The sequence below is a fragment of the Thalassobacillus devorans MSP14 genome, from assembly GCF_000496835.1.
Classification (GTDB): domain Bacteria; phylum Bacillota; class Bacilli; order Bacillales; family Halobacillaceae; genus Thalassobacillus; species Thalassobacillus devorans_B.
Map to the genome: position 1 here is coordinate 1,030,096 of NZ_KI543236.1, position 25,803 is coordinate 1,055,898.

Sequence of the window (25,803 nt, forward strand, 5' to 3'; positions counted from 1 at the left end):
GCCGCACCTTGTGCGGCTGTTTTCCGTTAGGAGTGTGGCAGATGAAACGTATTGCAATTGTCGGCGGAGGGCCGAAACAGTATATTCCTGAATTGAATGCACATCATGAAGCAGGAATGACCTGGGTCGGTGCCGACCAGGGAGCCGAAGTACTTTATGAACAAGGAATTCCGATGAAATTGGCAATCGGGGATTTTGACTCGGTTTCGGAAGGCCGCCTTGGTGAAATAAAGGGATATGCAGCTGTTACGGAGGTCTATCCAGAGGAAAAAGATGATACCGACTTAGAACTGGCAATTAAAGCAGCGATTAAAGAACAGCCTGACGAAATTTATTTATTTGGGGTTACCGGCGGGCGGATCGACCATACCCTGGCTAATATCCATTTGCTTCACCAGACGGAGCGGGCGGGCATCAAAGCAGTCATTATTGATAAGCAGAATCATATCGAACTGACTACCCCTGGAGAGCATCAGGTAATGAAGAATGACAGCTATCCATATATATCATTCATTCCCATGTCCTTGATTGTAGAGGAACTGACGCTTCAAGGTTTTTATTATCCCCTTGAAAATAAAAGCCTGCCAATCGGGTCGACTCTCTGTATGTCAAACAAGCTTGTTAAAGAATATGGTACTTTTTCATACAGCCAGGGCATACTATTGTTAATAAGGAGTCGAGATAGTTGAGCGCGCGCACCATACAGTTCATCTGCAAGTAGTGATTTGGGAAAGAGGAGGGGGACTCATTGAAATTTTATACCATTAAACTCCCAAAATTCATTGGTGGCTTCGTAAGAGCTGTCATAGGAACCTTTAAAAAAGGGTAACAAAAAAAGCACCCCGGCGCAGGGTGCTTTTTTTGTACTTTAAAAGTGTAAATGATTTCCCGTGTTAAAGTAAATGATATGCGCCGGAATCTTCAGGCGCAGTCCTGCGTAATTATACGCGTGTTACTTTACCAGATTTAAGTGCACGGGCAGATACATAAACTTTTTTAGGCTTGCCGTCAACCAGAATGCGTACTTTTTGTACGTTAGCCTTGAAATTACGTTTATTAGCGTTCATTGCGTGTGAACGATTGTTACCTGAAGTAGTTTTGCGTCCTGTTACAACACATTTACGTCCCATGGTAATCCCTCCTAGTGCTTACAAATGTATCTTGAAATACTTATACAATGTATCATAATGAACAAGGGATTGCAATAATTGCTGTTAAATTATATCAAGAATTTTCACTTGACAGAACGGAGTAATTAATCCAAAGTATTATAGGGGCAATCTTTAATCAACGGATGCCTTTACCAGATGAGGAGTTATGCGATAATCCTTACATACTTGAGAATGTGTTATAATATAGGGAATAAACTAACAGGGACGAAGGAGGATCATCATGTCTGTTGATATGAATACCAAATATGGGCAAGTAACAATCAGTAACGAAGTTATTTCTACTATTGCAGGTGGAGCCGCAGTCGAATGCTACGGAATCGTAGGGATGGCTTCTAAAAGCCAGCTGCGTGATGGTATCGCGGAGATTCTCAGGAAAGAGAATTTTTCCAAAGGCGTGGTGGTCAGACAGGAAGAAGACACGCTGCATATTGATATGTACATTATCGTCAGCTACGGTACAAAGATTTCCGAAGTTGCGCATAACGTCCAGTCTCAAGTGAAATATACATTGAATAAGACAGTCGGATTATCCGTAAACTCTGTGAACATCTATATTCAGGGTGTTCGTGTTTCCGCTGAATAAACGAATCAATAAGACAAACTAGCAGATATAGAGGAGGAAGCAGGTGTGACGGTTAATATGTTGGACGGCAAAACGTTCGCAGAGATGGTGCTGGCAGGCGCTCAGCATCTGACTAACAATGCTGATATGATTGATGCATTGAACGTCTTTCCCGTTCCTGATGGTGATACAGGTACGAATATGAATTTATCCATGACTTCAGGTGCCAATGAGGTAAGAAATGTTGAGAATAACCATACTGGGGATGTAGCACAGGCCCTGGCGAAAGGTTTATTAATGGGAGCGCGTGGCAACTCAGGTGTCATTCTGTCTCAATTATTCCGTGGTTTTGGCAAAGAGCTTGCCCACAAAGAGTCATGTGATACAAAGGAGTTCGCCCAGGCGTTGCAGGCTGGAGTTGAAACTGCTTATAAGGCAGTCATGAAGCCGGTTGAAGGGACGATTTTGACAGTAGCGAAAGAATCAGCAGAAGCAGCTGTCAAAATAGCTGAAAAAGAAGAAGATATGATCGTTTTTCTGGATGAAGTCTTGAAAGAGTCCAAAGCATCGTTGAAACGGACTCCGGATCTGCTTCCTGTCCTGAAGGAAGTAGGCGTTGTAGACAGCGGCGGACAGGGACTTGTAACGATCTATGAAGGCTTTCTTGCCAACCTGAAAGGGGAAACGCTACCTGAGCCTGCAAGTACTTCTTCTATGGATGAGATGGTTAATGCAGAACATCATAAACTTGCCCAGGATTTTATGGAAACCGAAGATATAGAATTCGGTTACTGTACAGAGTTCATGGTTAAATTCGAGGAAGACAAGCTTAAGGAACATCCTTATGATGAAGATACATTCCGCAATGAGTTGAGCGAAATGGGAGATTCTTTGCTTGTCGTATCAGATGATGAACTCATCAAAGTCCATGTTCATGTAGAATATCCGGGTGAGGCGATGACACTTGGGCAGCGCTATGGAAGTCTTGTGAACATGAAAATCGAGAATATGCGCGAGCAGCATACTTCCATCGTCGGCGATAAAAAAGGGAATAAAAAGCAACAGCCGAAAGAAAAAGCGGATTACGGCATAATTACTGTATCCATGGGTGAGGGACTTAAAAAAATGTTCGAAAGCCTCGGCGCTACAGTGGTCATCCAGGGCGGACAGACAATGAATCCAAGCACGAAGGATATATCTGAAGCCGTGAGTCAGGCCCATGCGAAAAACGTTCTGATCCTGCCCAACAACAAAAATATCGTGATGGCTGCCGAGCAGGCAGCCGATCTTGCTGAAGATAATGTTGCTGTCATCCCGAGCAAATCAATTCCTCAAGGGATGAGCGCTCTCCTGGCGTTCAACCCGGAAGCTGATCTTGAAACAAATAAGCAGGAAATGTCCGGAATGATGGGACATGTAAAAACAGGGCAGATCACCTATGCGGTGCGTGATACACAAATTGACGGGATGACTATCGAAAAGGATCATTTCATGGGTATATTAGATGGCGATATCAAAGCTACGGATAAAGATAAAATCATCACTGTCGAGAAATTGCTCAATGAAATGATTGATGAAGATGAGGATGAAATTCTGACAGTTCTGACCGGGGAAGATGCGACCCAGGAAGAAATCGAAAAGATAGAATCCTTTATGGAAGAAAAATTCGAAGACATTGAAGTGGAAGTCCATCAAGGGGACCAGCCAATTTATTCTTTCATTTTTTCAGTAGAATAATTAATGGTTCCCAAGCTCGAAAAGGTCTAAATCAAAATAGATTTAGATCTTTTTTCGATTTAATGATTTTATGTTTTTGTAGAAGAATATACGTGAATACTATTTACAAAATCATTCAGACAAAGGAGATATAATGACACATATAAAAGAGATGGGATGGAATTTTGATAACAGTTATGCGCGTTTGCCGGACTCGTTTTACGAAAAAGCCGCTCCTGTCCCGGTTCATTCACCCGAGCTGGTCACCTTCAATAAGGCATTGGCAGAAACATTAGGATTGAATAGTGATTTATTGCAGACAAAAGAAGGGGTGGAAGTATTTGCTGGTAATCAGGTGCCCGCTCAGTCGTTTCCAATCGCCCAGGCTTATGCTGGTCATCAATTCGGCCATTTTACCATGTTGGGAGATGGACGTGCAGTACTACTCGGTGAGCAGATAACACCCTCAGGAAAACGTTATGATGTTCAGCTTAAAGGATCAGGGCCCACCCCATTTTCCCGGAGAGGCGATGGACGGGCGACGCTTGGACCGATGCTTCGGGAATATATCATCAGTGAATCGATGCATGCCCTTGGAATTCCTACTAATCGAAGTTTGGCTGTTATTACCACGGGAGAAACGGTCATAAGGGAGACCCCGCTGCCTGGGGCTGTATTAACCCGTGTGGCTGACAGCCATCTGCGCGTAGGGACATTTGAGTATGCGTTGAGACTGGGTGATAGGGAAAAACTTCAGACGCTTGCAGACTTTGCTATTGCGCGTCATTTTCCAGAACTAGAACAGGAACAATATAAAGAACGATATCTTACACTATTTGAAGAAGTGGTCAAACGGCAGGCTGAGCTGATAGCGAATTGGCAGCTGGTAGGGTTTATCCATGGAGTGATGAACACGGACAATATGACTATCAGTGGAGAAACGATTGATTATGGACCCTGTGCGTTTATGGATGAATACCACCCTTCAACCGTATTCAGTTCAATCGATGTTCAAGGCCGTTATGCTTATCAGAATCAACCCGCCATCGGCCAATGGAACCTGGCACGATTTGCTGAATCTCTCGTACCGTTGATTCATGATAAGCCGGATCAGGCGGTTGAATTAGCTCAGGAGATTCTTGGCAAATATGAACACTGGTATCAACACCATTGGCTTAAGGGCATGCGAAAGAAACTGGGAATTCAAAATGATGAAGAGCATGATGAGGAGCTGGTGGAAGATCTTCTCGGCATAATGAAGGAAAATCGTGCCGACTATACAAACACCTTCCGTGCTTTGACTTTAAATAAACCAGAGGATATAACGATGGCTGGGGCAGCCGAATTTAAGCATTGGTATGAACGTTGGCAGCAGAGGTTGGAAAGGCAGGAGATATCGAAGACTTCTGCTTATCAGTTGATGAAGGAAGTAAACCCTTCCATTATCCCCCGAAACCATCGGGTAGAAGAGGCGCTTGAGGCTGCTGTAGATAAAGATGACTATAGCGTGATGAAAAAGCTTTTGGATGTCCTTTCCAATCCCTATGCCTATTCACAGGAACAAGAGGAATACACGACCCTGCCAGCACCATCCAGGCTCCCATACCGAACCTATTGCGGGACATGAGACAGTGGAAAATCCACTGTCTCTTTTATCATAGTTTACGTGGCAGATGTTTCGGTAACATAGTGGTAAAGGAGGAATGATGATGGAAGAAAGGAAAATCGCAATCGTAACCGGAGGAGCAAATGGTATTGGAGAAGCCATTGTTAATGCTTTTGTTAAGAAGGATTATACAGTCATACTTATTGATAAAGATGAAAAAAAGGGCAGGGAAGTTTGTAAAGGCTGGAAAGAAAACGGTTATCAGGCAGAATTTAAATGGTGTGATGTAAGCAATTACGAAGCAGTACAGAAGTTATTCAAGGAAATTGAAAACGAATATGAACGAATTGACATTTTAGTGAATAATGCAGGAATTTCAAAATTCAAAGACTTTTGGGAGATGAGCGAACAAGACTGGAATGAAGTCATTTCTACTAACCTAAGTAGTGTATTTTACTTAACCAGACAAGCTGCATTACTAATGAAGGAACAGGGGGGCAGCATTATCAATATTGCATCTACGAGAGCTTCGATGGCTGAACCGCATACAGAAGCCTACTCAGCAAGCAAGGGAGGAATCGTGGCACTCACTCATTCATTGGCAATGACATTGAGTGATTATTATATCCGTGTGAACATTATCAGTCCAGGCTGGATAGCAACGGAAAATTATCAGGACTTAAGTGAAGTCGACCATTTCCAGCACCCTTCCAAAAGAGTAGGAAGACCGGAGGATATTGCAAGAGCCTGTGTTTTTCTAAGCCAGGAAGAAAATGATTTCATTAACGGAGAAAACATCGTCATTGACGGAGGAATGACCAGGAAAATGCTTTATGAACATTAAGTGATGCATGAAAATGTTCTGGACTTATCGGGGAGGATCATGTAAAAGAAGCCCAGAGCTTATATACTCTGAGCTTCTTATATTTTTAATATATTAATGTCCGACTGATCGCATGACAAATTCGAATAGGAACATCATCGCGATGAATACGACCGGGAAAGATAGCTCCCTTTGTTTACCGATCGCCAGCTTTACCAGTGGATAGGCGATGAATCCAAATGCCATCCCATCAGCAATCGAATAGGTGAACGGAATCATGACAATGATCAAAAATGCAGGCATCGTCTCTGATAGCTGATCCAGCTCGATATGTTTGATATTTTGGACCATTAAAGCTCCTACAATGATCAATATCGGGCTGATGGCAGTGGATGGCACCATTGAAATCCAGGGGATCAACAGTAACGTTGCCAGGAATAGGATCGCCATTGTGATAGCAGCACGGCCGGTTTTTCCTTTGGACGCTATGACGGCTGCACTTTCAGCAGAAGAAACAGTCGGCGAAGTGCCTAAAAATCCGCTTGCCAGTGCAGAAAATGCTGTTGCCTGGTAGGCTCGTTTGAATTTACCTTCGTTTTTGAGCATGGCTAACTGACCATGGATCAAACCCATATTTTCAAATATCAGCACAATACTTAATGGGAAAACAGCCATCCAGAAGGTCAACGACCCGATGCCGGCAAAAGATGGGATCCATACAAAAGAATCCATTTCCATTGAAATCCCTTTGCCAGGCTCACCGAGCAATCCAAAAAAGTAGCCAATCACTGTACCTATGATCATCGTCACCAGGAAGTTGCCGGGTACATTCCTCGTAAACAGAAAGATCCCGATAAATAATGTCAACAGGCTGGTGATCACCATTTCAGAAGATGGATTACCAAGCGCAATCAGGGAATGTTCTCCTCTGACGACCAATCCGCCTTTTTCAAGGCCGATCAATGTCAAAAACAATCCAAGGCCAACGGTGATCGCATGCTTCAGCGAGTCGGGAATCGCTTCTTTCAGCCACTCGCCAAGCTTTGTAAAAGCTGTCAAAAGAAATATCAAAGATGATACAATGACAACAGCAAGACCTTCCTGAAAGCTCATACCCGTACCTTCAACAATCGTATACGCAAACAGGACATTGACCCCCATTCCCGGTATCAGTACCATCGGGGCATTGGCAAGCAATCCCATCAGTAACGTGCCGAAAAAGCTGGCCAGGATGGTAGCGACCATGGAATTTTCCACACCGATTCCGGCATCGTTCAAAATCGAACTGTTTACTGCTACGATGTATACAGTCGTGAAGTAGCCGATGAAACCAGCCAGTACGTCATTTTTCCACTGGGCAGCATCGATGTCATGTTTATGCTTGTTAAACATGGTGTACTCCTCTATAGAATTGTAGCCCTCTCCCACCCGGTTGTTCATGCAACCCACAAAATTAAATTATAATACGTGATGTGTATTCTGGCAAACTTATTATCTTTCAGGAAAAAATAGTATGGAAACACCTGTTCAAGTAAACGGTTTCTCGCTAAAATAGAATAGGGTATAAGCTTATGTGAACGCTATACATAACTGCTTATCTCATGGAAGGGAAAGGTGACATATGAAATTCAAATCAGTTTTCGATATTATGGGTCCTGTCATGATCGGACCGTCCAGTTCGCATACAGCAGGAGCAGCGCGAATCGGACGTGCAGCCCGAAATCTCTTCGGCCGGGAGCCTAAATGGGCGGAAATCCATTTGTATGGTTCTTTTGCCAGAACATATAAGGGACACGGTACAGACGTCGCCATTGTTGGCGGACTGCTGGATTACGATACGCACGACACTAGAATAAGAGAGGCTTTAGAAACTGCTAAACAAAATGGGATCAAAATAAGGTTCCATGAAGAAGATTCTCATACGGATCACCCCAACACGGCCAGGATCCGCATCGGTGACGATGATGGGGATCTGGAGCTTGTCGGTATTTCAATTGGTGGAGGAATGGCGGAAATCACCGAGTTGAACGGTTTTGAATTACGCCTGTCTGGCGGCCATCCGGCAGTCTTGCTGATCCATAATGACAGATACGGGGCAATTGCTTCTGTAACGTCCATTCTGGCTCGCCATGAAATCAATATTGGCCATATGGAAGTCTCCCGGAAGCAGGAAGGACAGCAGGCATTAATGGTCATCGAAGTCGATCAGAATATAGATGAAAGTATTTTGAAAGAGCTGGAAAGAGCCGACCATATCCTGCAAGTGGCTAAGATAGTCGATTAATAGAAAGGGGCATGTATCATGTTTCGTAATGTAGCCGAACTCGTCGAAATGGCGGAAAGTGAAGGCATTCAAATATCAGAAGTGATGATTCGTCAGGAGATGGAAGTCAAAGAAAGAACCCGGGAAGAGGTTTTCGGGCAGATGGAACGTAACCTGGATGTCATGGAAAAAGCAGTCGAGGATGGCCTTAAAGGAGTGAAATCCCATAGTGGCCTGACAGGCGGCGATGCTGTACTTATCCAGGAATATATGAAAAACCATGAACCTTTATCAGGTACTATCCTGCTTGATGCGGTCAGTAAGGCGGTAGCGACAAATGAAGTGAATGCTGCCATGGGTACTATTTGCGCGACTCCGACAGCCGGTAGTGCCGGATGTGTGCCAGGAACGCTTTTTGCAGTAAAAAATAAATTAAATCCGACGAGAGAACAAATGGTACGTTATCTTTTCACATCTGGGGCATTTGGATTCGTCGTGGCGAATAATGCTTCCATTTCCGGTGCTGCAGGAGGATGTCAGGCAGAAGTCGGATCGGCGGCTGGAATGGCAGCTGCTGCAATTGTCGAGATGGCAGGTGGTACGCCATCACAATCGGCTGAAGCAATGGCAATTACATTAAAGAATATGCTTGGCCTCGTCTGTGATCCGGTTGCCGGCCTCGTGGAAGTACCATGTGTCAAACGTAATGCGATGGGAGCTTCTAATGCCGTTACAGCTGCTGATATGGCATTAGCCGGCGTGACCAGCCGCATTCCTTGTGATGAAGTGATCGACGCGATGTACAAAATCGGGCAGACGATGCCGGTAGCATTGCGTGAGACAGCCCAGGGAGGGTTGGCGGCAACACCTACGGGAAGAGAACTAGAAGCGAAAGTGTACGGAATTTCTTTGAAGAAAGAGTGATTATGTGTTGACGCAACCAGTTTCCGAGGTGAACGGAGTAGGGGAGAAAGTAACAGAAACCCTGAATGAACTAGGTATATATACCATCGAAGACCTCATGTTCTATTTTCCCTATCGTTATGATACTTATGAGGTCAAACCGTTGACGGAACTAGTTCATGATGAAAAAGCGACCATCGAAGGGGAGGTCATTGGTGAACCTTCCCTTACTTTTTATGGTCGTAAGAAATCCCGGTTGACGATGACATTGCAGGTAGATCAATTTGCTGTGAAAGCAGTGATGTTCAACCGCGCGTTTGCAAAAAAACAAATCAATCCCGGCGACATTATTACCGTGACGGGAAAGTGGGATCAGCATCGGCTGCAAATAACGGTCAGCCAGTATAAAAAGGGCCGGGCGGAGGAGCAAAACCCGATCCAGCCGGTCTATTCTTTAAAAGAAAGCATCACCATGAAAAAAATGCGGAAGCTGATCCACCAGGCACTGGAAGACTATGGGGAAGAAATCCGTGAAATCTTACCAGAGCATTTGATGGAGAGCTACAAACTCCCGGAACGGTCGGCTGCTTTATGGCAAATGCACTACCCCGAAAGCAGGGAGTTATTAAAGCACGCCCGGAGAAGATTCACTTATGAAGAATTTCTGGTTTTTCAGCTTAAGATGCAGCTTTTACGTAAATTGAAACGGGAAGCAACAGAAGGAAATAGGCAGGCTTATGATAATGATAAGCTGACAGACTTTGTGGACTCCTTTCCATTTGAACTCACGAAAGCGCAAAAGAAGTCGCTGGCAGAAATTTTAAAAGATATGAAATCTCCCCATCGCATGAACAGGCTGTTGCAGGGTGATGTCGGTTCAGGGAAGACAGCAGTTGCTGCTATTGCCTTATATGCGGCTATTACAGCAGGGAACCAGGGTGCATTGATGGTACCGACCGAAATACTGGCTGAACAGCACTTTGAATCGCTTCAGCAGATGTTCGGGGATCGGGTGAAGATTGTATTATTGACCGGATCTATTAAAGGAAAACAGCGAAAAGCAGTACTGGAGGAAATTAGTAACCAGGAGGCAGACATCATTGTAGGAACTCACGCCCTGATCCAGGATGAAGTGGTATTTTCCAATCTGGGATTGGTGATCGTCGATGAGCAGCACCGTTTCGGGGTCAATCAGCGGCGGACGTTAAGGGATAAAGGGCTGCATCCGGATGTACTATTCATGACTGCCACACCTATTCCCAGAACGCTTGCAATCACAGCCTTTGGAGATATGGATGTTTCTGTCATTGATGAAATGCCAGCCGGCCGAAAACCGGTTGAGACATACTGGGTTAAAGGAGACATGATGGACCGGGTACTGCAATTCATTCATAAAGAAATCGCAAGCGGACACCAGGCTTATGTCATTTCTCCGTTGATTGAAGAATCGGATAAACTGGATATCCAGAATGCAGTGGACCTTCATCACCAGTTGCAGACCTACTATGAACCGGATATTTCCGTAGGCCTGATGCATGGCCGGCTCCATCAGGAAGAAAAAGAGGAAGTCATGCAGCAATTTGTCGATAATGACATACAGATTCTTGTATCCACCACTGTAGTAGAAGTAGGGGTCAATGTCCCAAATGCGACTGTCATGGTGATTTACGACGCCGAACGATTCGGCCTCAGTCAACTACATCAGCTCAGAGGACGTGTCGGTCGCGGAGATGCTCAAAGTTATTGCATTCTTTTAGCTGAACCGAAAGGTGAAATCGGTAAAGAACGGATGCGGATCATGACCGAAACGACAGATGGTTTCGAATTATCGGAGCAGGACCTCCAGCTGCGTGGTCCCGGTGATTTTTTCGGGAAGAAACAAAGCGGGGTACCCGAATTCAAAGTCGGTGATATGGTACATGACTATCGTGCGCTTGAGACGGCTCGAAAGGACGCCGCGGATATTATAGCGTCGAACCAGTTGGATACCGATGAAGCATGGAGTGCTTTACGGGGGATATTATATCGTGACGAAGCTTTACAAGGAGAAATACTAGATTAACTGGAGATGAGGGTTGTTTCGGCACGGAGGCTGATCCACTATTTTGATTTTGCTATATGTTTACGTGGGTGAGACTTCGTTCCTGAAATGGCCCTTTTCTTTTCTTTCCTATGCGAACTTTCAGTGAACACTTTTATGAAAGCGCTTACTGAAAGAGAGTAAATTTCTACATATTTTTGAACTCCATTGCTAATTCAGGAAATATTTGATAGAATTTTAAGAAAATTCACCAAAAACTTAATAATTTAAACACCCAAAGGAGTGTTGCATCTATGAAACTATTTCTTTCAGTGGACATGGAAGGAATAACCGGTCTGCCCGATTATACATACGTAGATTCATCGGAACTTAATTACGACCGGGCCCGACGCATTATGACAGAGGAAACGAATTACGTCATCGAGGCGGCCAGGAAATTCGGCTGCAAAGATATTTTAGTGAATGACAGCCATTCGAAGATGAACAACCTGCTGATCGATGAGCTCCATCCGGAAGCACATCTGATAACAGGGGATGTGAAACCGCTATCAATGGTACAAAGCCTGGATGATAGCTTTTCTGGGGCGATGTTCGTTGGATATCATGCAAGAGCTGGACAGCGCGGGGTAATGTCCCATTCGATGATTTTCGGAGTAAGGAATTTCTACATAAACGATGTCGAGGTAGGGGAACTTGGCTTTAACGCATACGTTGCCGGATACTATGGTGTTCCCGTTTTATTAGTCGCGGGTGATGATTGTGCCGGACAGGAAGCTGAATCACTTATTCCAAACATAACGACAGCAGTTGTCAAAGAAACGATTTCCCGCTCAGCAGTCAAAAGTCTGACTCCATTGAAAGCTGGAGAACTATTACAGGAAAAAGTGACTGAAGCATTGAAAAAACGTCATCTGGTCAAACCCTTGACTCCGCCTGACAATCCCGTATTACGAATAGAATTTACCAATTACGGCCAGGCAGAATGGGCGAACCTGATGCCGAATACTGAAATTGAACCAGGCACCACAATTGTGAAATACCAGGCAAAAGATATCATAGAAGCTTATCAGGCGATGATCGTCATGACCGAACTGGCGATGCATACGTCTTTCAGCTAGGGAGGGTGCCTGTATGACGAAATACATAATGAAGCGATTTCTAATTATGATCGCAACTGTATTGATCATTGCGACACTTACATTCTTTTTAATGCATGCCATTCCTGGTTCTCCACTCAACCAGGAAAGGGGAACCAATGCAGCGGTCCAGGCAAACCTGGAAGCCCACTACCATTTGGATGAGCCATTATTTGTCCAGTACCTGATCTACCTGAAATCTATTGCGACTCTGGACTTCGGGCCATCCATCAAACATCCGACCGAAACGGTCAATGACTTGCTGGGACGTGGATTTCCGATTTCTTTTGAGTTAGGAATTGTTACGGTCCTGGTGGCTCTTATATCCGGAATTATTCTAGGCGTGCTGGCAGCGCTCAAACATAACGGCATTATCGACTATTTAGCGATGACCTTAGCTGTGCTGGGAATTTCAATCCCTAACTTTGTACTGGCAACACTGTTGATTCAAAAGCTCGCTGTCGATTGGGAAATTTTCCCTGCTGCGACCTGGTCCAGCCCGACTCATATGGTGCTGCCTACGCTGGCATTGGCTACAGGGCCGATGGCGATCATCGCCAGGCTGACCCGCTCCAGTATGCTGGAAGTGTTGACCCAGGATTATATTAAGACGGCGAAAGCAAAAGGCTTGAAACCATATAAAATCATTTTCAAACACGCCTTGAAGAATGCTTTGATGCCTGTTGTTACCATTCTTGGTACCTTATTAGCCGGTATCCTGACAGGGACGTTTGTCATTGAAAAAATATTCGCTATTCCTGGTATGGGAAGATACTTCATCGAAGGCATTAACCAGCGGGATTATCCTCTGATTATGGGTACGACCGTATTCTACAGTTTTTTCTTAGTGTTTATGTTGTTCCTGGTCGATATTGCATACGGCCTGCTTGACCCTAGAATCAAAATGCATACAAAGGAAGGAGAATGAGCATGAATCATCTTGCGGAAGAACAAAAGGCAAAGCATTCTCCTGCTGTCCATGATATTCCTGATGAATGGTTCAAACCCAAGGAAAAAAGCCAGAAAGACAGAGAAAAGGTTGTACGTCCCTCGTTATCCTACTGGCAGGACGCCTGGAGGCGACTGGTCAAAAATAAACTGGCCATGGGCGGCCTGGTATTTTTGATATTTCTGGCTTTGCTGGCTATCTTTGGGCCGATTTTATCTCCCTATACCGTTCAGAATGGTCCTTTGGCCGATCAGAATCAGCCACCTTCTGCCAGCCACTGGTTTGGTACAGATAACCTGGGCAGGGATGTATTTACAAGGACCTGGTATGGTGCCCGGATTTCCTTGTTTGTCGGATTGATGGCCGCACTGATCGATTTCTTCATCGGAGTGGTGTATGGAGGCATTGCCGGTTATAAAGGAGGACGTACCGACAGCATGATGATGCGTATCATAGAAATCCTTTACGGATTGCCATATCTCCTGGTCGTCATTTTGCTTCTGGTTGTCATGGGGCCGAGTCTTTTGACCATCATCATCGCCCTCACAGTGACAGGATGGGTTGGAATGGCACGGATTGTACGCGGGCAGGTACTCCAGATCAAGAATTATGAATTCGTATTAGCTTCCCAGTCATTTGGGACGAAAACCTGGCGGATCATCAGGAAGAATTTGCTTCCTAACACGATGGGTCCAATTATCGTCCAAATGACATTGACCGTACCTACAGCTATTTTTGCTGAAGCATTTTTGAGCTTCCTGGGTCTGGGAATCCAATCACCCTATGCCAGCTGGGGAGTAATGGCGAATGATGCGTTAGGGACCATATTATCTGGACACTGGTGGAGACTGTTTTTCCCTGCTTTCTTCATATCTGCAACTATGTTTGCATTCAACGTACTTGGAGACGGGCTTCAGGATGCACTGGATCCTAAGCTAAGGAGGTGACAACATTGGAAAAGTTACTGGAAGTGAAAGACCTTGAAGTTTCCTTTTTGACTTATGGAGGGGAAGTACAGGCCGTAAGAGGAGTCAGCTTTGACTTATATAAAGGTGAAACACTTGCGATAGTCGGGGAATCCGGCTGCGGAAAAAGCGTGACTGCCAGCTCGATTATGCGCTTGATTCCTCAACCGCCTGGCAGGATTACGAATGGAACGATTAAATTCAAAGACAAAGAGTTACGCCATCTTCCCGAAAAACAAATGCGAAAGATCAGGGGAGTGGATATATCCATGATCTTTCAGGACCCGATGACCGCATTGAATCCTACCCTGACAGTGGGTAACCAGCTGACCGAGGGACTGAAACAGCACACGGCCGTTTCTAACCGGCAAGCGAAACAAAAAGCGATAGAAATGCTGGAATTAGTAGGCATCCCGAATCCGGAAGAAAGGCTTGGTTTATATCCCCATCAATTCAGTGGAGGAATGAGGCAGCGTATCGTTATTGCGATGGCGCTGATCTGTGAACCAGAGCTATTGATTGCAGACGAACCGACAACTGCGCTGGATGTGACGATTCAGGCGCAAATTCTCGAACTGTTCGAGCGTATCCAGGAACAGACCGGGGTAGCGATCATCCTGATCACCCACGATTTAGGAGTAGTGGCTAAAATCGCCGACAGGATCGCTGTTATGTATGCGGGTAAGGTTATCGAAGTCGGGACAAAAAAAGAAATCTTCTATCGCCCTCAGCACCCCTATACCAATGGCTTGTTGACATCTGTGCCGCGTTTGGACAGGCGGGAGGGTAAACTGATACCGATTGACGGGACTCCTCCGGATTTGTTTTCTCCACCAGTTGGATGTCCTTTTACAGCGAGATGCCCAAAAGCGATGGAAGTGTGCGAGCGGGTTTATCCGATGCAGACTGAGCTTAGCGAGACGCACCAGGTTGAGTGCTGGCTCCAGGATGAGCGGGCTAACAAATTGTTGGCTTCCAAGTGAAGCCTCAAGATAAATACATACCTAAAAGGGGGAACGTAACATGAAAAAATGGCTGACGATGTTTTTAGCCGTCATGGTGGCAGTAGTTCTGTCTGCGTGTACGACAAGTGGCAGCTCTGGCAGTGACGAGGAGAAAGAAGGAGGAGGGGAAGCTTCAGGTGAGGAAAAGGTACTGAAGCTGAATAATGGGACAGAACCTACTTCCCTGGATCCTCCGATTGGTTTTGATTCCTATTCCTGGAATGTGTTGAACAACTTAATGGAAGGAATGACCAGGCTTGATGAATCCCATGAGCCTGCAGCAGCGACTGCAGAGAAATGGGAGATTTCAGAAGATGGAAAGGTATATACCTTCCATATTCGTGAGGATGCCAACTGGTCCAATGGCGATCCCGTTACAGCGGGAGACTTTGAATTTGCCTGGAAGCGTCTGCTTGACCCTGAAACAGCATCTCCTGCAGCCTTCCTTGGGTACTTCATTGAAGGAGGAGAAGCTTATAACACGGGAGAAGGCACAAGGGATGACGTGATGGTAGAAGCCGTGGATGAGAAAACGCTGAAAGTGACATTGAAAGCACCTACCGGGTATTTCCTTAATGTCATTTCCAACCCTGCATTTTTCCCAATCAATGAAAAAGTTCAAAAAGAAAATGAAGAGTGGTATGCAGAAGCTGACACTTTTGTAGGAAACGGACCGTTCAAAATTGCTGAGTGGAAGCACGACAGCAAGCTGGTCATGGAAAAGAACGATGAGTACTGGGATGCAGAAACCGTCAAACTGGATAAGGTAGAGTGGGCAATGGTCAACGATACCAACACAGAATATCAAATGTATGAAAGCGGTGACCTGGATACCTCTGGTATTCCAAGCGAGATGGCAGAACAACTGCTGGATAACGAAAATGTAGTGATTGAAGATCAGGCAGGCACGTATTTTTACCGCTTCAATGTCAACAAGGAACCGTTTACTAATGAAAAAATCCGTAAAGCGTTTGCGATGGCTGTCAACCAGCAGGATATCGTGGACTATGTAACCAAAAACAAGGAAGAACCGGCTTATGGCTTTGTATCCTATGGTTTTACGGATCCAGCGGGCAATGATTTCCGTGAACAAAATGGCAAACTGGTTGAACATAATCCTGAAAAAGCCAAACAGCTATTGGAAGAAGGGATGAAAGAAGAAGGGTATGAAGAACTTCCTCCAGTCACATTGACCTATAATACCAGCGATTCCCATAAAGCAATTGCAGAGACGATCCAGAACATGTATAAAGAAAATCTTGGTATTGATATCACGCTTGAAAACACGGAGTGGAACGTGTTCTTACAGGATCAGAAAGATTTAAAGCATCAATTATCCAGAAGCTCATTCCTTGCTGACTATGCAGATCCGATCAATTTCCTGGAAAGCTTCACCACCAATTCTTCCATGAATCGTACTGGCTGGTCCAATGAGCAATACGACAAGCTGATCGCTAAAGCAAAGAACGAAGCAGATGAAGAGAAGCGTTTCGAATATATGTATGAAGCGGAAAAGATTTTATTTGAAGAAATGCCGATCTTCCCGATTCATTTCTACAACCAGGTTGTATTACAAAAAGATAAAGTGGAAAATATCGTCCGTCATCCAGTAGGGTACTTGGAATTAAAATGGGCAGATATCAAGCAATAGACAAAATGAAATAGTTCCTTATTAAAAAAACAGATTGAAAGAGGGACGGGGCAGGCGCCGATGGAAGCACGATCTAGTACCAGGTCAATGGCTGATCCTTGCTCTGTCCCTTTTTACATACGAAAGGCAGGTATGAAGGTGTTGTTACCAAACCGTTTACATAAAGGGGATAAAATAGGCGTTATAGCACCAGCGAGCCCTCCGAATATTGATCAGATGTATCAGGCTGTCCCATTTATAGAATCCCTTGGTCTCGAGGTCGTTGTGGGAGATCATGTGAAAGATGTCCATGGCTACCTGGCAGGAAGAGATGAAGACCGATTGGCTGATGTTCATGACATGTTCCGCAACCCGGAAATCAAAGGGATTTTTTGTGCGGGTGGAGGTTACGGCACAGGACGGATTGCCGGGAAGATTGATTACGAGCTGATAAAAGAAAATCCTAAACCTTTCTGGGGCTATAGCGATATCACGTTCTTACATACAGCGATACGTCAGCAGACAGGGCTCGTCACCTTCCACGGGCCGATGCTCAGCTCGGATATCGGCAAAGACGATTTCCATGAGCAATCCAAGGATTTGTTCCATCAGCTATTCACCCCTACGAATCTCAACTATACGACCGCCTATTCCGAATTAATGATAATTTCTGAAGGTATCGCTTCAGGTGAGCTCGTTGGTGGAAATTTATCATTGCTGGTGAGTACGCTTCGAACTCCTTATGAATTGGACACAAAGGGGAAGTTATTGCTTATCGAGGATATTGACGAAGAACCGTACCGGATTGACGGTATGCTGAATCAACTGAAGTTAAGCGGAAAGCTTGATGAGGCGGCAGGTATTCTTGTTGGTGACTTCAAGAATGTTGAACCATCCAAGCGGAAAGAATCTCTCAGTCTTTCACAAGTTTTAAATGAATACTTGAGCGACCTGAACAAGCCTGTAATAGCGGGTTTCAAAATTGGCCATTGCCAGCCTCATTTCGCTGTTCCACTCGGCGTACAGGCTGAAATGTCAACAAAGAATTTATCCCTTATTATCGCTCCAGGAGTAAAATAAACCAAAAGAGGAGTGCTCCCATGAAACTGCAATCTATAGAAACTTTTCGAATATCCGCTCCCCTGCATACACCATTTAAAACTGCACTTCGGACGGTTACGGTAGCGGAAACGATCGCTGTCAAAGTATCCTGTGACAATGGTACGGTGGGGTTCGGAGAAGCACCGCCAACTCATGTCATTACCGGAGAAAGCCTTGCAAGTATCGAGTCAGCAGTGAATGATATCATTGCTCCCCGTCTGGCAGGGATGTCGCTGCTGGAGCGGGAGAGAGTGTTTGAAAGGCTGCACGGGGTGTTGGTCGGCAATACAAGCGCCAAAGCAGCCATTGATATGGCTCTTTACGACTGTATATCCCAGTACGCTGGCATGCCGCTCTATCAGTTTCTCGGAGGGTATCGGAACCAGTTAGAAACAGATTACACGGTCAGTGTCAATACGATGGAAGAAATGGCCGAAGACGCAGCCCGGTACATAAAGAATGGTTTTCATGCGTTGAAAGTGAAAGTGGGCAAAAATGATATTCATACCGATATTAAGCGGGTTCAAGCGGTGCGAGAAGCTGCCGGTAAAGATATCCTGATCCGACTCGATGCGAACCAGGGATGGAAACCGAAAGAAGCGGTATATGCAATCAGAAAAATGGAAGATTCCGGCCTGGATATCGAACTTGTGGAACAGCCGGTAAAAGCGCATGATCTTGGTGGGTTAAAGCAAGTGAAGGAACAAGTGGATACACCTATAATGGCAGATGAAAGCGTATTTTCATTGTATGATGCAAGGCAGGTATTAGAAACAGAAAGTGCAGACTTGATAAATATTAAACTGATGAAGAGTGGAGGCATCTACCAGGCTCTGAAAATAGCGGCCATAGCAGATAGTTATGGGGTAGAATGCATGGCAGGAAGCATGATTGAAACTAAAATTGGTATTACTGCCGCCTGTCACTTTGCAGCCAGTCAAAAGAACGTGACCCGGTACGACTTTGATGCCCCTCTGATGCTTGCGGATGATGTGCTGGAAGGAGGCGTCGAGTATCGAGGAAAAGATATACATCTGTCCTCAGATACTGGTATGGGGATTAAGGAGATACGAAAGCAATTCGTCAAGAAATAAGGAGGATATCTGATGCTGGAAGAATCATATGAAAATTATATTGTCAATGTGACGGTAGCCACGGTTTGGACAGCTCCGATTTCACCAAGAGAACTGGATGAACCCGGGTTAGCCAATCCAGTGAGACTGGAGGAATGGCTGAAACGGCTGACCAAAGAGAAACGTTTGGAACTGTGTGACGAAAACCTGGTACAGTCTCAGCTTTTATATGGAGAGGAAGTAATGGTAACAGATAAAAATAATGGCTGGGCCCATGTGATCATCCCCACTCAGCCCTCTAAGAAAGATGAGCGAGGTTATCCTGGCTGGGTTCCGCTTGCACAATTACAACCCATTACAACCCAGCTATGGGAAACGGACAAAACAGCAGTAGTGACAAGCAAAAAGGCCATATTGACAGATGAAGCCGGAGAAACAATCCTTGTATTAAGCTATATGACGATGCTGCCTGTGCTTGGGATCCTTGAGGATTCAATCAAGGTTAATACACCCCATGGTCCCGCCTATATACGCGTGGCGGACTCGATCGTATTTGCTGAATCGCTGGGAATGAAAAAAGAGAGTGGGGGAAATATTGTCCGCCTCGGAGAAGCTTTTATCGGCCTGCCTTATTTTTGGGGCGGCATGAGTGCCTATGGCTATGACTGTTCAGGATTTACTTACAACATGCATAAAGCGGCAGGTTATCAAATCCCTAGAGATGCTTCCGATCAGTCTAAAGCAGGAGAAGAAATCTCTTTTGACCACCTCATGCCCGGCGATCTATTGTTTTTCGCTTATGAAGAAGGGCAAGGGAATATCCATCATGTCGGTATCTATTATGGTGATGGAAAAATGCTTCATTCTCCAAGTACAGGAAAGGGGATTGAAGTCAGAGCACTAGCAGGAACAATTTATGAAAAAGAACTATGTGCAGCCAGACGCTACTGGCAGGAGACGGAGGAACCAGCATGAGCAACAAAGTCATACTACAAGTGAATGAATTGAAAAAACACTTCAACCTTGGTAAAGGTCGTAATCTTAAGGCGGTAGATGATGTCAGTTTTGACGTCTACCAGGGAGAAACATTCGGTCTTGTCGGCGAATCTGGCTGCGGCAAATCTACCATCGGCAGAACGATTATGGGGTTATATAGCCGGACGGATGGCCAGGTAATCTATAATGGAAAAGATGTCCATGGACAGGGCGAAGAAGAAAAATTCAAGTTTTACCGGAATATGCAGATGATTTTCCAGGATCCTTATGCCTCTTTGAATCCACGTTCTACCGTAGGAGAAATCATATCAGAACCAATGATTGTCCATAATTTATATCCCGATAAAAAGAAGCGGATGGAGCGAGTGTATCAATTGCTGGAAGAGGTAGGGTTGAATCGTGATCATGCTACCAGATATCCCCATGAATTCAGCGGTGGACAAAGGCAGCGGATCGGAATTGCACGCGCGCTGGCACTGGACCCTGACTTTATCATTGCAGACGAACCAATTTCTGCTTTGGATGTTTCTGTACAAGCTCAAGTAGTGAATCTATTAGAGAGATTACAAGAAGAAAAAGGGTTGACCTATCTATTCATTGCCCATGATTTATCCATGGTACGTCATATTTCAGACAGGATCGGAGTCATGTACCTTGGCCACTTAGTAGAATTGACCGACAGTGACAGTCTTTATGAACACCCGAAACATCCTTACACGCAGGCATTATTATCTGCCATCCCGATACCTGATCCGGATGTGGAAGAGCGCAGGGAAAGAGTGATTTTGGAAGGGGAACTGCCCAGCCCGATCGATCCACCGAGCGGATGTGTGTTCCGCACCCGGTGCCCAATGGCGATGGAAGCATGCGCAACGACAAAACCCGTCTGGCAGGCAGTGGATGACAAACATTTCGTTGCCTGTCATCTTTACAATGATGACATAAAAGACAAAACACCGATAAAGCATAAACACAAACAATTGCATTAAGTACAAAGGTTTTCACTATAAATAAAGCTTGCAGAGGGCCACATGGTTTTTCTGCAAGCTTTTATTATTACTTTTGATAGCAGCGGGAAGTAATTACCTTTTTGAGTCAATATAATAGAGCACTCTTTCTTATCTTATCCCCTTACTCTTGCATTAGATTATTTGGTATTATATATTACTATTAGTACCTAGTCATAATTCGGACGGTGGATGGCAAATATGAAAAAGGATAAACGAACACGTCAAAAAGAATTAAAAGAAACGATCGACTCCACTCCATTCATTACAGATGAAGATCTGGCGAAAAAGTTCGGTGTCAGCATCCAGACGATCAGGCTTGACCGCATGGAACTTTCCATTCCGGAGTTAAGGGAACGGATTAAATCGGTAGCAAGAAATGAATGGAATGAAACGGTAAAAGCGTTACCGATCGAAGAAGTTATCGGTGAAATAGTAGATTTAGAGTTGGATCAACGGGCAATTTCTATATTGGATATCGATAGGGAGCATGTGTTTTCCCGGAATGATATTGCACGGGGACATCATTTATTCGCCCAGGCTAATTCATTGGCGGTGGCCGTCATCAATGATGAACTGGCACTTACAGCCAAGGCGGAGATCCGTTTTACCCGCCAGGTGACAAAAGGAGAACGTGTCGTAGCAAAAGCCGCTGTCACCGGTGTTGATAGAAAAGGGCGGACCGTCGTCGAAGTGAATAGCTACGTAGAAAATGAAAAAGTGTTTTCCGGAGTGTTTGAAATGTTTCGTTCGAATGAACAGAGGGGGCAGGAACAGTCATGAGAATCGCAATTGATGCAATGGGCGGAGATCATGCACCTGGCGAGATCGTCAAAGGTGCAATAGAAGCAGTAAAAGCTGATGCCAACCTTCAGATCACGCTAATTGGTGATGAAGAACAAATTCAGCCATTGGTAAAAGATACAAGTAATATAACCATTTTACATACAAAAGAGAAAATAACCAGCGAGGATGAGCCTGTCCGTGCGGTCCGCCGAAAAAAACAGGCTTCCATGGTGCTGATGGCTCAGGAAGTGAAGGAAGGAAGGGCCGATGCATGCATTTCCGCTGGCAATACCGGAGCCTTGATGAGCGCCGGACTCTTTATGGTGGGGAGAATCAAAGGGATCGAAAGGCCGGCTTTGAGCCCGACGCTACCGACAGTTGACGGAAAAGGGTTCCTTTTGCTCGATGTTGGTGCCAATGTTGATGCTAAAGCACAGCATCTTGTCCAGTATGCCATCATGGGCTCCATTTACTCAGAGAAAGTCAGAGGAATCAACAAACCGAGAGTAGGCTTGTTAAATGTCGGCACAGAAGATGGTAAAGGCAGTGAGCTTGCCAAAAAGGCCTTCACTCAATTGCAAGAAGCGCCGGTAGATTTTATCGGAAATGTCGAAGCACGTGACCTTCTCGAAGGCGTTGCTGATGTCGTGGTTACAGATGGTTTCAGTGGCAACATTGCTCTTAAAACCATAGAAGGAACTGCGCTTACGATGTTTGCTATGATAAAAGAAACCTTTATGTCGAACTTTAAAACAAAACTGGCAGCCGGTCTGGTGAAAAATGACTTGAAACAGCTGAAGGGTCAACTTGATTATTCGGAATATGGCGGTGCCGGATTATTCGGGCTGGCAGCCCCGGTGATCAAAGCTCATGGATCATCTAATGCAAGAGCGGTTTTCAATGCGATTAAACAAGCTTCCCATATGGTGGAAGAAGATGTTACAACAAAAATAGCGGAAGCGGTAAAAAATATCCAGGAAACAGAGGAGGAAAAAGCATGAAACGTGTAGCTTTTATTTTTCCCGGCCAGGGATCCCAGGAAGTAGGAATGGGAAAAGCCTTGTATGAATCTTATGACGAAGTGAAAACATTATTTGATCAAGCGGATGATAAACTCGGTGTCTCCTTGACGAAGCTTATGTTCGAAGGACCGCAGGAGGAACTGACGAAAACAGAGCATGCCCAGCCGGCACTGTTAGTGAATAGTGCTTCCATTGTATCCCTCCTTAAAAAAGAAGGAATCGAACCAGTAATGACAGCCGGCCACAGCCTGGGTGAATACAGCGCGCTGGTTGCATCAGGAGCCTTAGAGCCACTCGAAGCAGCAAAACTGGTACAAAAGCGGGGCCAACTGATGGAACATGCTTACCCAACCGGTAAGGGAGCAATGGCTGCGATTTTAGGTCTGGAGCAAGATTTTATCCAGGAAGTCCTGGATAAAATCGAAGGAGAAATTGTGGATCTTGCGAATATTAACTGCCCTGGGCAAATTGTTATCTCCGGCAGCAAAGAAGGTGTAGATGAAGCATCTGAGCTATTAAAAGAAGCCGGGGCAAAACGAGTGCTTCCATTGAATGTCAGCGGTCCATTCCATTCCCGTCTGATGAAACCGGCCAGTGAAGATTTCTCTAAAGCATTGCAGGAGGCGGAGCTATCGGATGCTGACCTTCCAGTTTATGCGAATGTCACGGCTGAAGCCGTACAGGACAAAAAAATGATCGAGGAGCTATTAGTTGAGCAACTCTATTCACCTGTCCGGTTCCAGGAAATCCTTGAAAAGTTTGTGGAACAGGATCTCGATGCCATCGTGGAAGTCGGACATGGTAAAGTATTGAGTGGATTGGTTCGTAAAGTAAAAAGGAGAATGAAGACGTTCCAAATTCAGGATCCAGAAACATTGCAAGCATTCATTGACTGGTATAAGGAGGATTCATAATGCTCGAACATCAAGTTGCACTCGTAACCGGTGCTTCACGTGGAATTGGACGAGCGATCGCCCTGGAACTTGCTGATAAAGGTGCTGCCGTCGCTGTCAACTATGCAGGCAGTGAAGCAAAAGCACAGGAAGTCGTAGAAGAAATCGAAGCTAATGGTGGAAAGGCGATCAAAATCCAGGCAGACGTATCAAAGGAAGCCGATGTGAAAGATATGGTCAAACAGACGATTGAAGCTTTTGGTAGACTGGATATCCTGGTGAACAATGCTGGCATTGCAAAAGATAACCTGCTGATGCGCATGAAAGAAGAGGAATTCGACCAGGTGATTGACACCAATTTGAAGGGTGTATTTTTGACTACCAAAGCTGTTACCCGTCAAATGATGAAACAAAAAAGTGGGCGGATCATCAACATTGCGTCCATCGTCGGTGTTTCCGGAAATCCCGGTCAGGCAAACTATGTAGCAGCCAAAGCGGGTGTCATCGGGATGACGAAGTCGAATGCAAAAGAATTGGCCACAAGAAATATCCTGGTCAATGCCGTAGCGCCTGGTTTTATCACTACGGACATGACTGATGAATTGTCCGAAGAACAACGGGAAGAAATGCTGAAAATGATTCCGTTAAACCGTTTGGGCGAAGCTAAGGATATCGCCAATGTGGTACGTTTCCTTGCTTCTGAAGACAGCAGCTATATGACAGGCCAGACAATTCATGTCGATGGCGGCATGGTAATGTAAGGATGGACCCGGTAAATTATTACCGGTTGAAATCATAAATGATGATTTATCTAGTTTTTCAATGGAATTTCTACTATAATAACGGAAGGGAGGTGAAGTCTTATGGCAGATACTTTTGATCGTGTCAAACAAATCATTGTTGACCGTCTTGATGTAGAAGAATCTAAGGTTACAATGGAGGCTTCCTTCAAAGATGATCTTGAAGCGGATTCTTTGGATGTAGTTGAGCTTGTTATGGAGCTTGAAGATGAATTCGATACAGAGATCGCTGATGAAGAAGCAGAAAAAATCAATACTGTTGGTGACGCTGTGAATTACATAAACAGCATCCAATAAACAGTTAGCAAGGAGCTGTCCATCATGTGGACAGCCCTTCCTATATTTCATCAAATCAAACTGAAAGGGTTTAGGTGAGCGATGGAAGACTTTTCAACCTTTCAAGAAAAAATCGGTATCCACTTCAATGATGTCGATATTTTAAAACAAGCATTTACCCATTCATCTTATGTGAATGAGCATCGTAAGACAGATCGCAAGGACAACGAGCGTCTTGAATTTTTGGGAGACGCAGTACTTGAGCTTGGAGTGTCCCAGTATCTCTATCGAAAATATCCGGATATGAGTGAGGGTGAACTGACAAAGCTGCGTGCCTCCATCGTCTGTGAAATCTCTCTGGTTCGTTTTGCTGATGAATTGAACTTCAGTGAACTGATCCAGTTGGGGAAAGGCGAAGAGATGACAGGAGGAAGAAATCGCCCGGCGTTGCTTGCAGATGTTTTTGAGGCCTTTATTGGCGCCCTCTATCTGGATAAAGGATATGAGTCTGTCCTGGCCTTTTTGGAAAAGTACGTGTATCCGAAGGTTAAAAAAGGTGCTTTTTCGCATGCGATGGATTTCAAAAGCCAATTGCAGGAGTTTGTCCAGCGTGAAAAAAACAGAGTCATCGAATACGAAATCGTCGAAGAACTTGGACCTGCACACAACCGTGAGTTCGTCGCGCATGTCCGCATCCAGGATGTAACGGCTGGCGTAGGTATCGGCCGTACCAAAAAGGAAGCTGAACAAAAAGCTGCTGAAGAAGCGCTTCGCAAAGCTGGAGCATGTAAATAAGATTGAAGAAAGCCGCGCAGAATCTGCGCGGCTTTCTGTTGGGTTTACATTATTTCCGGTACGCACCCAGCTCCTGGACAAAGGCCTGGGTTTCTGACACACTTAATTGCCCTTTCGTTACGACCATATCATGCAGGGATTTGATTTCATCATAGTTGGCAAGGTCATAATCCGCAGGGTCCATAATGGAACGGTTGACGACCTGCAAGCGGTCAGCCAGGTCGTTGATGATCGTTTCTAAGTTTTCCTGGGTCGGTTCATTCAAGCTCATATTGGTTTCCTCC

The 25,803-nt window shown here is 45.0% G+C and carries 27 protein-coding genes; 24 read left to right on the forward strand and 3 right to left on the reverse strand.

Annotated features, from left to right (window positions below; translation table 11 throughout):
- Window positions 1-41: 41 nt before the first annotated feature.
- Both P855_RS0106100 and spoVM read left to right on the forward strand, forming a co-directional pair.
- Window positions 42-689 (forward strand): thiamine diphosphokinase, encoded by a 648-nt coding sequence (locus tag P855_RS0106100; protein ID WP_028782732.1) that lies wholly within the window; start codon window positions 42-44, stop codon window positions 687-689.
- A 59-nt stretch (window positions 690-748) separates the two neighbouring features.
- Entirely contained in the window at window positions 749-829 is an 81-nt protein-coding gene (spoVM, locus tag P855_RS20585; RefSeq protein ID WP_037985670.1) for a stage V sporulation protein SpoVM, read from the forward strand.
- A gap of 112 nt (window positions 830-941) precedes the next feature.
- Here the strand turns inward: spoVM and rpmB are convergent, their stop codons facing one another.
- Window positions 942-1,130, reverse strand: coding sequence for a 50S ribosomal protein L28 (rpmB, locus tag P855_RS0106110; RefSeq protein ID WP_028782733.1), 189 nt, complete (start codon window positions 1,128-1,130; stop codon window positions 942-944).
- Between the two features lie 262 nt (window positions 1,131-1,392).
- Between rpmB and P855_RS0106115 the strand changes: the two genes are divergently transcribed.
- The 4 genes from P855_RS0106115 to P855_RS0106130 all read left to right on the forward strand — a co-directional run bounded on the left by P855_RS0106115 (window position 1,393) and on the right by P855_RS0106130 (window position 5,900).
- Window positions 1,393-1,755 (forward strand): Asp23/Gls24 family envelope stress response protein, encoded by a 363-nt coding sequence (locus tag P855_RS0106115; protein ID WP_028782734.1) that lies wholly within the window; start codon window positions 1,393-1,395, stop codon window positions 1,753-1,755.
- 45 nt (window positions 1,756-1,800) lie between these two features.
- A complete protein-coding gene (locus P855_RS0106120; protein ID WP_028782735.1) occupies window positions 1,801-3,471 on the forward strand; it encodes a DAK2 domain-containing protein in 1,671 nt (556 codons plus the stop codon).
- A gap of 133 nt (window positions 3,472-3,604) precedes the next feature.
- A complete protein-coding gene (locus tag P855_RS0106125) occupies window positions 3,605-5,077 on the forward strand; it encodes a protein adenylyltransferase SelO (RefSeq protein WP_028782736.1) in 1,473 nt (490 codons plus the stop codon).
- 82 nt (window positions 5,078-5,159) lie between these two features.
- On the forward strand, window positions 5,160-5,900 hold the full coding sequence (locus tag P855_RS0106130; protein WP_327084773.1) for an SDR family oxidoreductase: 741 nt from the start codon (window positions 5,160-5,162) through the stop codon (window positions 5,898-5,900).
- A 93-nt stretch (window positions 5,901-5,993) separates the two neighbouring features.
- On the opposite strand, the gene P855_RS0106135 is transcribed toward P855_RS0106130, so the two are convergent.
- On the reverse strand, window positions 5,994-7,271 hold the full coding sequence (locus P855_RS0106135; RefSeq protein WP_037985672.1) for an NCS2 family permease: 1,278 nt from the start codon (window positions 7,269-7,271) through the stop codon (window positions 5,994-5,996).
- Window positions 7,272-7,500: 229 nt separating this feature from the next.
- Between P855_RS0106135 and sdaAB the strand changes: the two genes are divergently transcribed.
- The 18 genes from sdaAB (at window position 7,501) to rnc (ending at window position 25,519) form a co-directional block, all read left to right on the forward strand.
- Window positions 7,501-8,163 (forward strand): L-serine ammonia-lyase, iron-sulfur-dependent subunit beta, encoded by a 663-nt coding sequence (gene sdaAB, locus P855_RS0106140; RefSeq protein ID WP_028782739.1) that lies wholly within the window; start codon window positions 7,501-7,503, stop codon window positions 8,161-8,163.
- 18 nt (window positions 8,164-8,181) lie between these two features.
- Window positions 8,182-9,066: an L-serine ammonia-lyase, iron-sulfur-dependent, subunit alpha gene (sdaAA, locus tag P855_RS0106145; protein WP_028782740.1), complete on the forward strand. Its 885-nt coding sequence runs from the start codon at window positions 8,182-8,184 to the stop codon at window positions 9,064-9,066.
- 4 nt (window positions 9,067-9,070) lie between these two features.
- Window positions 9,071-11,107 (forward strand): ATP-dependent DNA helicase RecG, encoded by a 2,037-nt coding sequence (gene recG / locus P855_RS0106150; protein WP_028782741.1) that lies wholly within the window; start codon window positions 9,071-9,073, stop codon window positions 11,105-11,107.
- Between the two features lie 272 nt (window positions 11,108-11,379).
- Window positions 11,380-12,204, forward strand: coding sequence for a M55 family metallopeptidase (locus P855_RS0106155; protein ID WP_028782742.1), 825 nt, complete (start codon window positions 11,380-11,382; stop codon window positions 12,202-12,204).
- Between the two features lie 13 nt (window positions 12,205-12,217).
- A complete protein-coding gene (locus P855_RS0106160; protein WP_028782743.1) occupies window positions 12,218-13,150 on the forward strand; it encodes an ABC transporter permease in 933 nt (310 codons plus the stop codon).
- On the forward strand, window positions 13,147-14,118 hold the full coding sequence (locus P855_RS0106165; RefSeq protein ID WP_028782744.1) for an ABC transporter permease: 972 nt from the start codon (window positions 13,147-13,149) through the stop codon (window positions 14,116-14,118). The genes P855_RS0106160 and P855_RS0106165 overlap by 4 nt, the downstream gene beginning before the upstream one ends.
- A gap of 5 nt (window positions 14,119-14,123) precedes the next feature.
- A complete protein-coding gene (locus tag P855_RS0106170) occupies window positions 14,124-15,119 on the forward strand; it encodes an ABC transporter ATP-binding protein (protein ID WP_028782745.1) in 996 nt (331 codons plus the stop codon).
- A gap of 40 nt (window positions 15,120-15,159) precedes the next feature.
- A complete protein-coding gene (locus tag P855_RS0106175; RefSeq protein ID WP_028782746.1) occupies window positions 15,160-16,791 on the forward strand; it encodes a peptide ABC transporter substrate-binding protein in 1,632 nt (543 codons plus the stop codon).
- 138 nt (window positions 16,792-16,929) lie between these two features.
- Window positions 16,930-17,850 carry a S66 peptidase family protein gene (locus P855_RS0106180; RefSeq protein WP_419177259.1) on the forward strand — a complete coding sequence of 307 codons (921 nt, stop codon included), beginning with the start codon at window positions 16,930-16,932 and terminating at the stop codon, window positions 17,848-17,850.
- A gap of 20 nt (window positions 17,851-17,870) precedes the next feature.
- The gene (locus tag P855_RS0106185) at window positions 17,871-18,965 is read left to right on the forward strand and encodes a mandelate racemase/muconate lactonizing enzyme family protein (protein WP_028782748.1); all 1,095 of its coding nucleotides are present in this window, start codon (window positions 17,871-17,873) and stop codon (window positions 18,963-18,965) included.
- 12 nt (window positions 18,966-18,977) lie between these two features.
- Window positions 18,978-19,919, forward strand: coding sequence for a C40 family peptidase (locus tag P855_RS0106190; RefSeq protein WP_028782749.1), 942 nt, complete (start codon window positions 18,978-18,980; stop codon window positions 19,917-19,919).
- Window positions 19,916-20,929 (forward strand): ABC transporter ATP-binding protein, encoded by a 1,014-nt coding sequence (locus P855_RS0106195; protein ID WP_028782750.1) that lies wholly within the window; start codon window positions 19,916-19,918, stop codon window positions 20,927-20,929. The genes P855_RS0106190 and P855_RS0106195 overlap by 4 nt, the downstream gene beginning before the upstream one ends.
- Window positions 20,930-21,148: 219 nt before the next feature.
- Window positions 21,149-21,730, forward strand: coding sequence for a transcription factor FapR (fapR, locus tag P855_RS0106200; protein WP_028782751.1), 582 nt, complete (start codon window positions 21,149-21,151; stop codon window positions 21,728-21,730).
- Window positions 21,727-22,734 (forward strand): phosphate acyltransferase PlsX, encoded by a 1,008-nt coding sequence (gene plsX, locus P855_RS0106205; RefSeq protein ID WP_028782752.1) that lies wholly within the window; start codon window positions 21,727-21,729, stop codon window positions 22,732-22,734. The genes fapR and plsX overlap by 4 nt, the downstream gene beginning before the upstream one ends.
- Window positions 22,731-23,669, forward strand: coding sequence for an ACP S-malonyltransferase (fabD, locus tag P855_RS0106210; RefSeq protein WP_028782753.1), 939 nt, complete (start codon window positions 22,731-22,733; stop codon window positions 23,667-23,669). Before plsX ends, fabD begins: the two co-directional genes overlap by 4 nt.
- Window positions 23,669-24,409 (forward strand): 3-oxoacyl-[acyl-carrier-protein] reductase, encoded by a 741-nt coding sequence (gene fabG, locus P855_RS0106215; protein WP_028782754.1) that lies wholly within the window; start codon window positions 23,669-23,671, stop codon window positions 24,407-24,409. Before fabD ends, fabG begins: the two co-directional genes overlap by 1 nt.
- 102 nt (window positions 24,410-24,511) lie before the next feature.
- Complete coding sequence (acpP, locus tag P855_RS0106220; protein WP_028782755.1) at window positions 24,512-24,745, forward strand: acyl carrier protein; 234 nt, start codon at window positions 24,512-24,514, stop codon at window positions 24,743-24,745.
- Between the two features lie 81 nt (window positions 24,746-24,826).
- The gene (rnc, locus tag P855_RS0106225; protein ID WP_028782756.1) at window positions 24,827-25,519 is read left to right on the forward strand and encodes a ribonuclease III; all 693 of its coding nucleotides are present in this window, start codon (window positions 24,827-24,829) and stop codon (window positions 25,517-25,519) included.
- 49 nt (window positions 25,520-25,568) lie between these two features.
- Here the strand turns inward: rnc and P855_RS0106230 are convergent, their stop codons facing one another.
- Window positions 25,569-25,790: a DUF1128 domain-containing protein gene (locus tag P855_RS0106230; protein ID WP_028782757.1), complete on the reverse strand. Its 222-nt coding sequence runs from the start codon at window positions 25,788-25,790 to the stop codon at window positions 25,569-25,571.
- Window positions 25,791-25,803 lie beyond the last annotated feature (13 nt).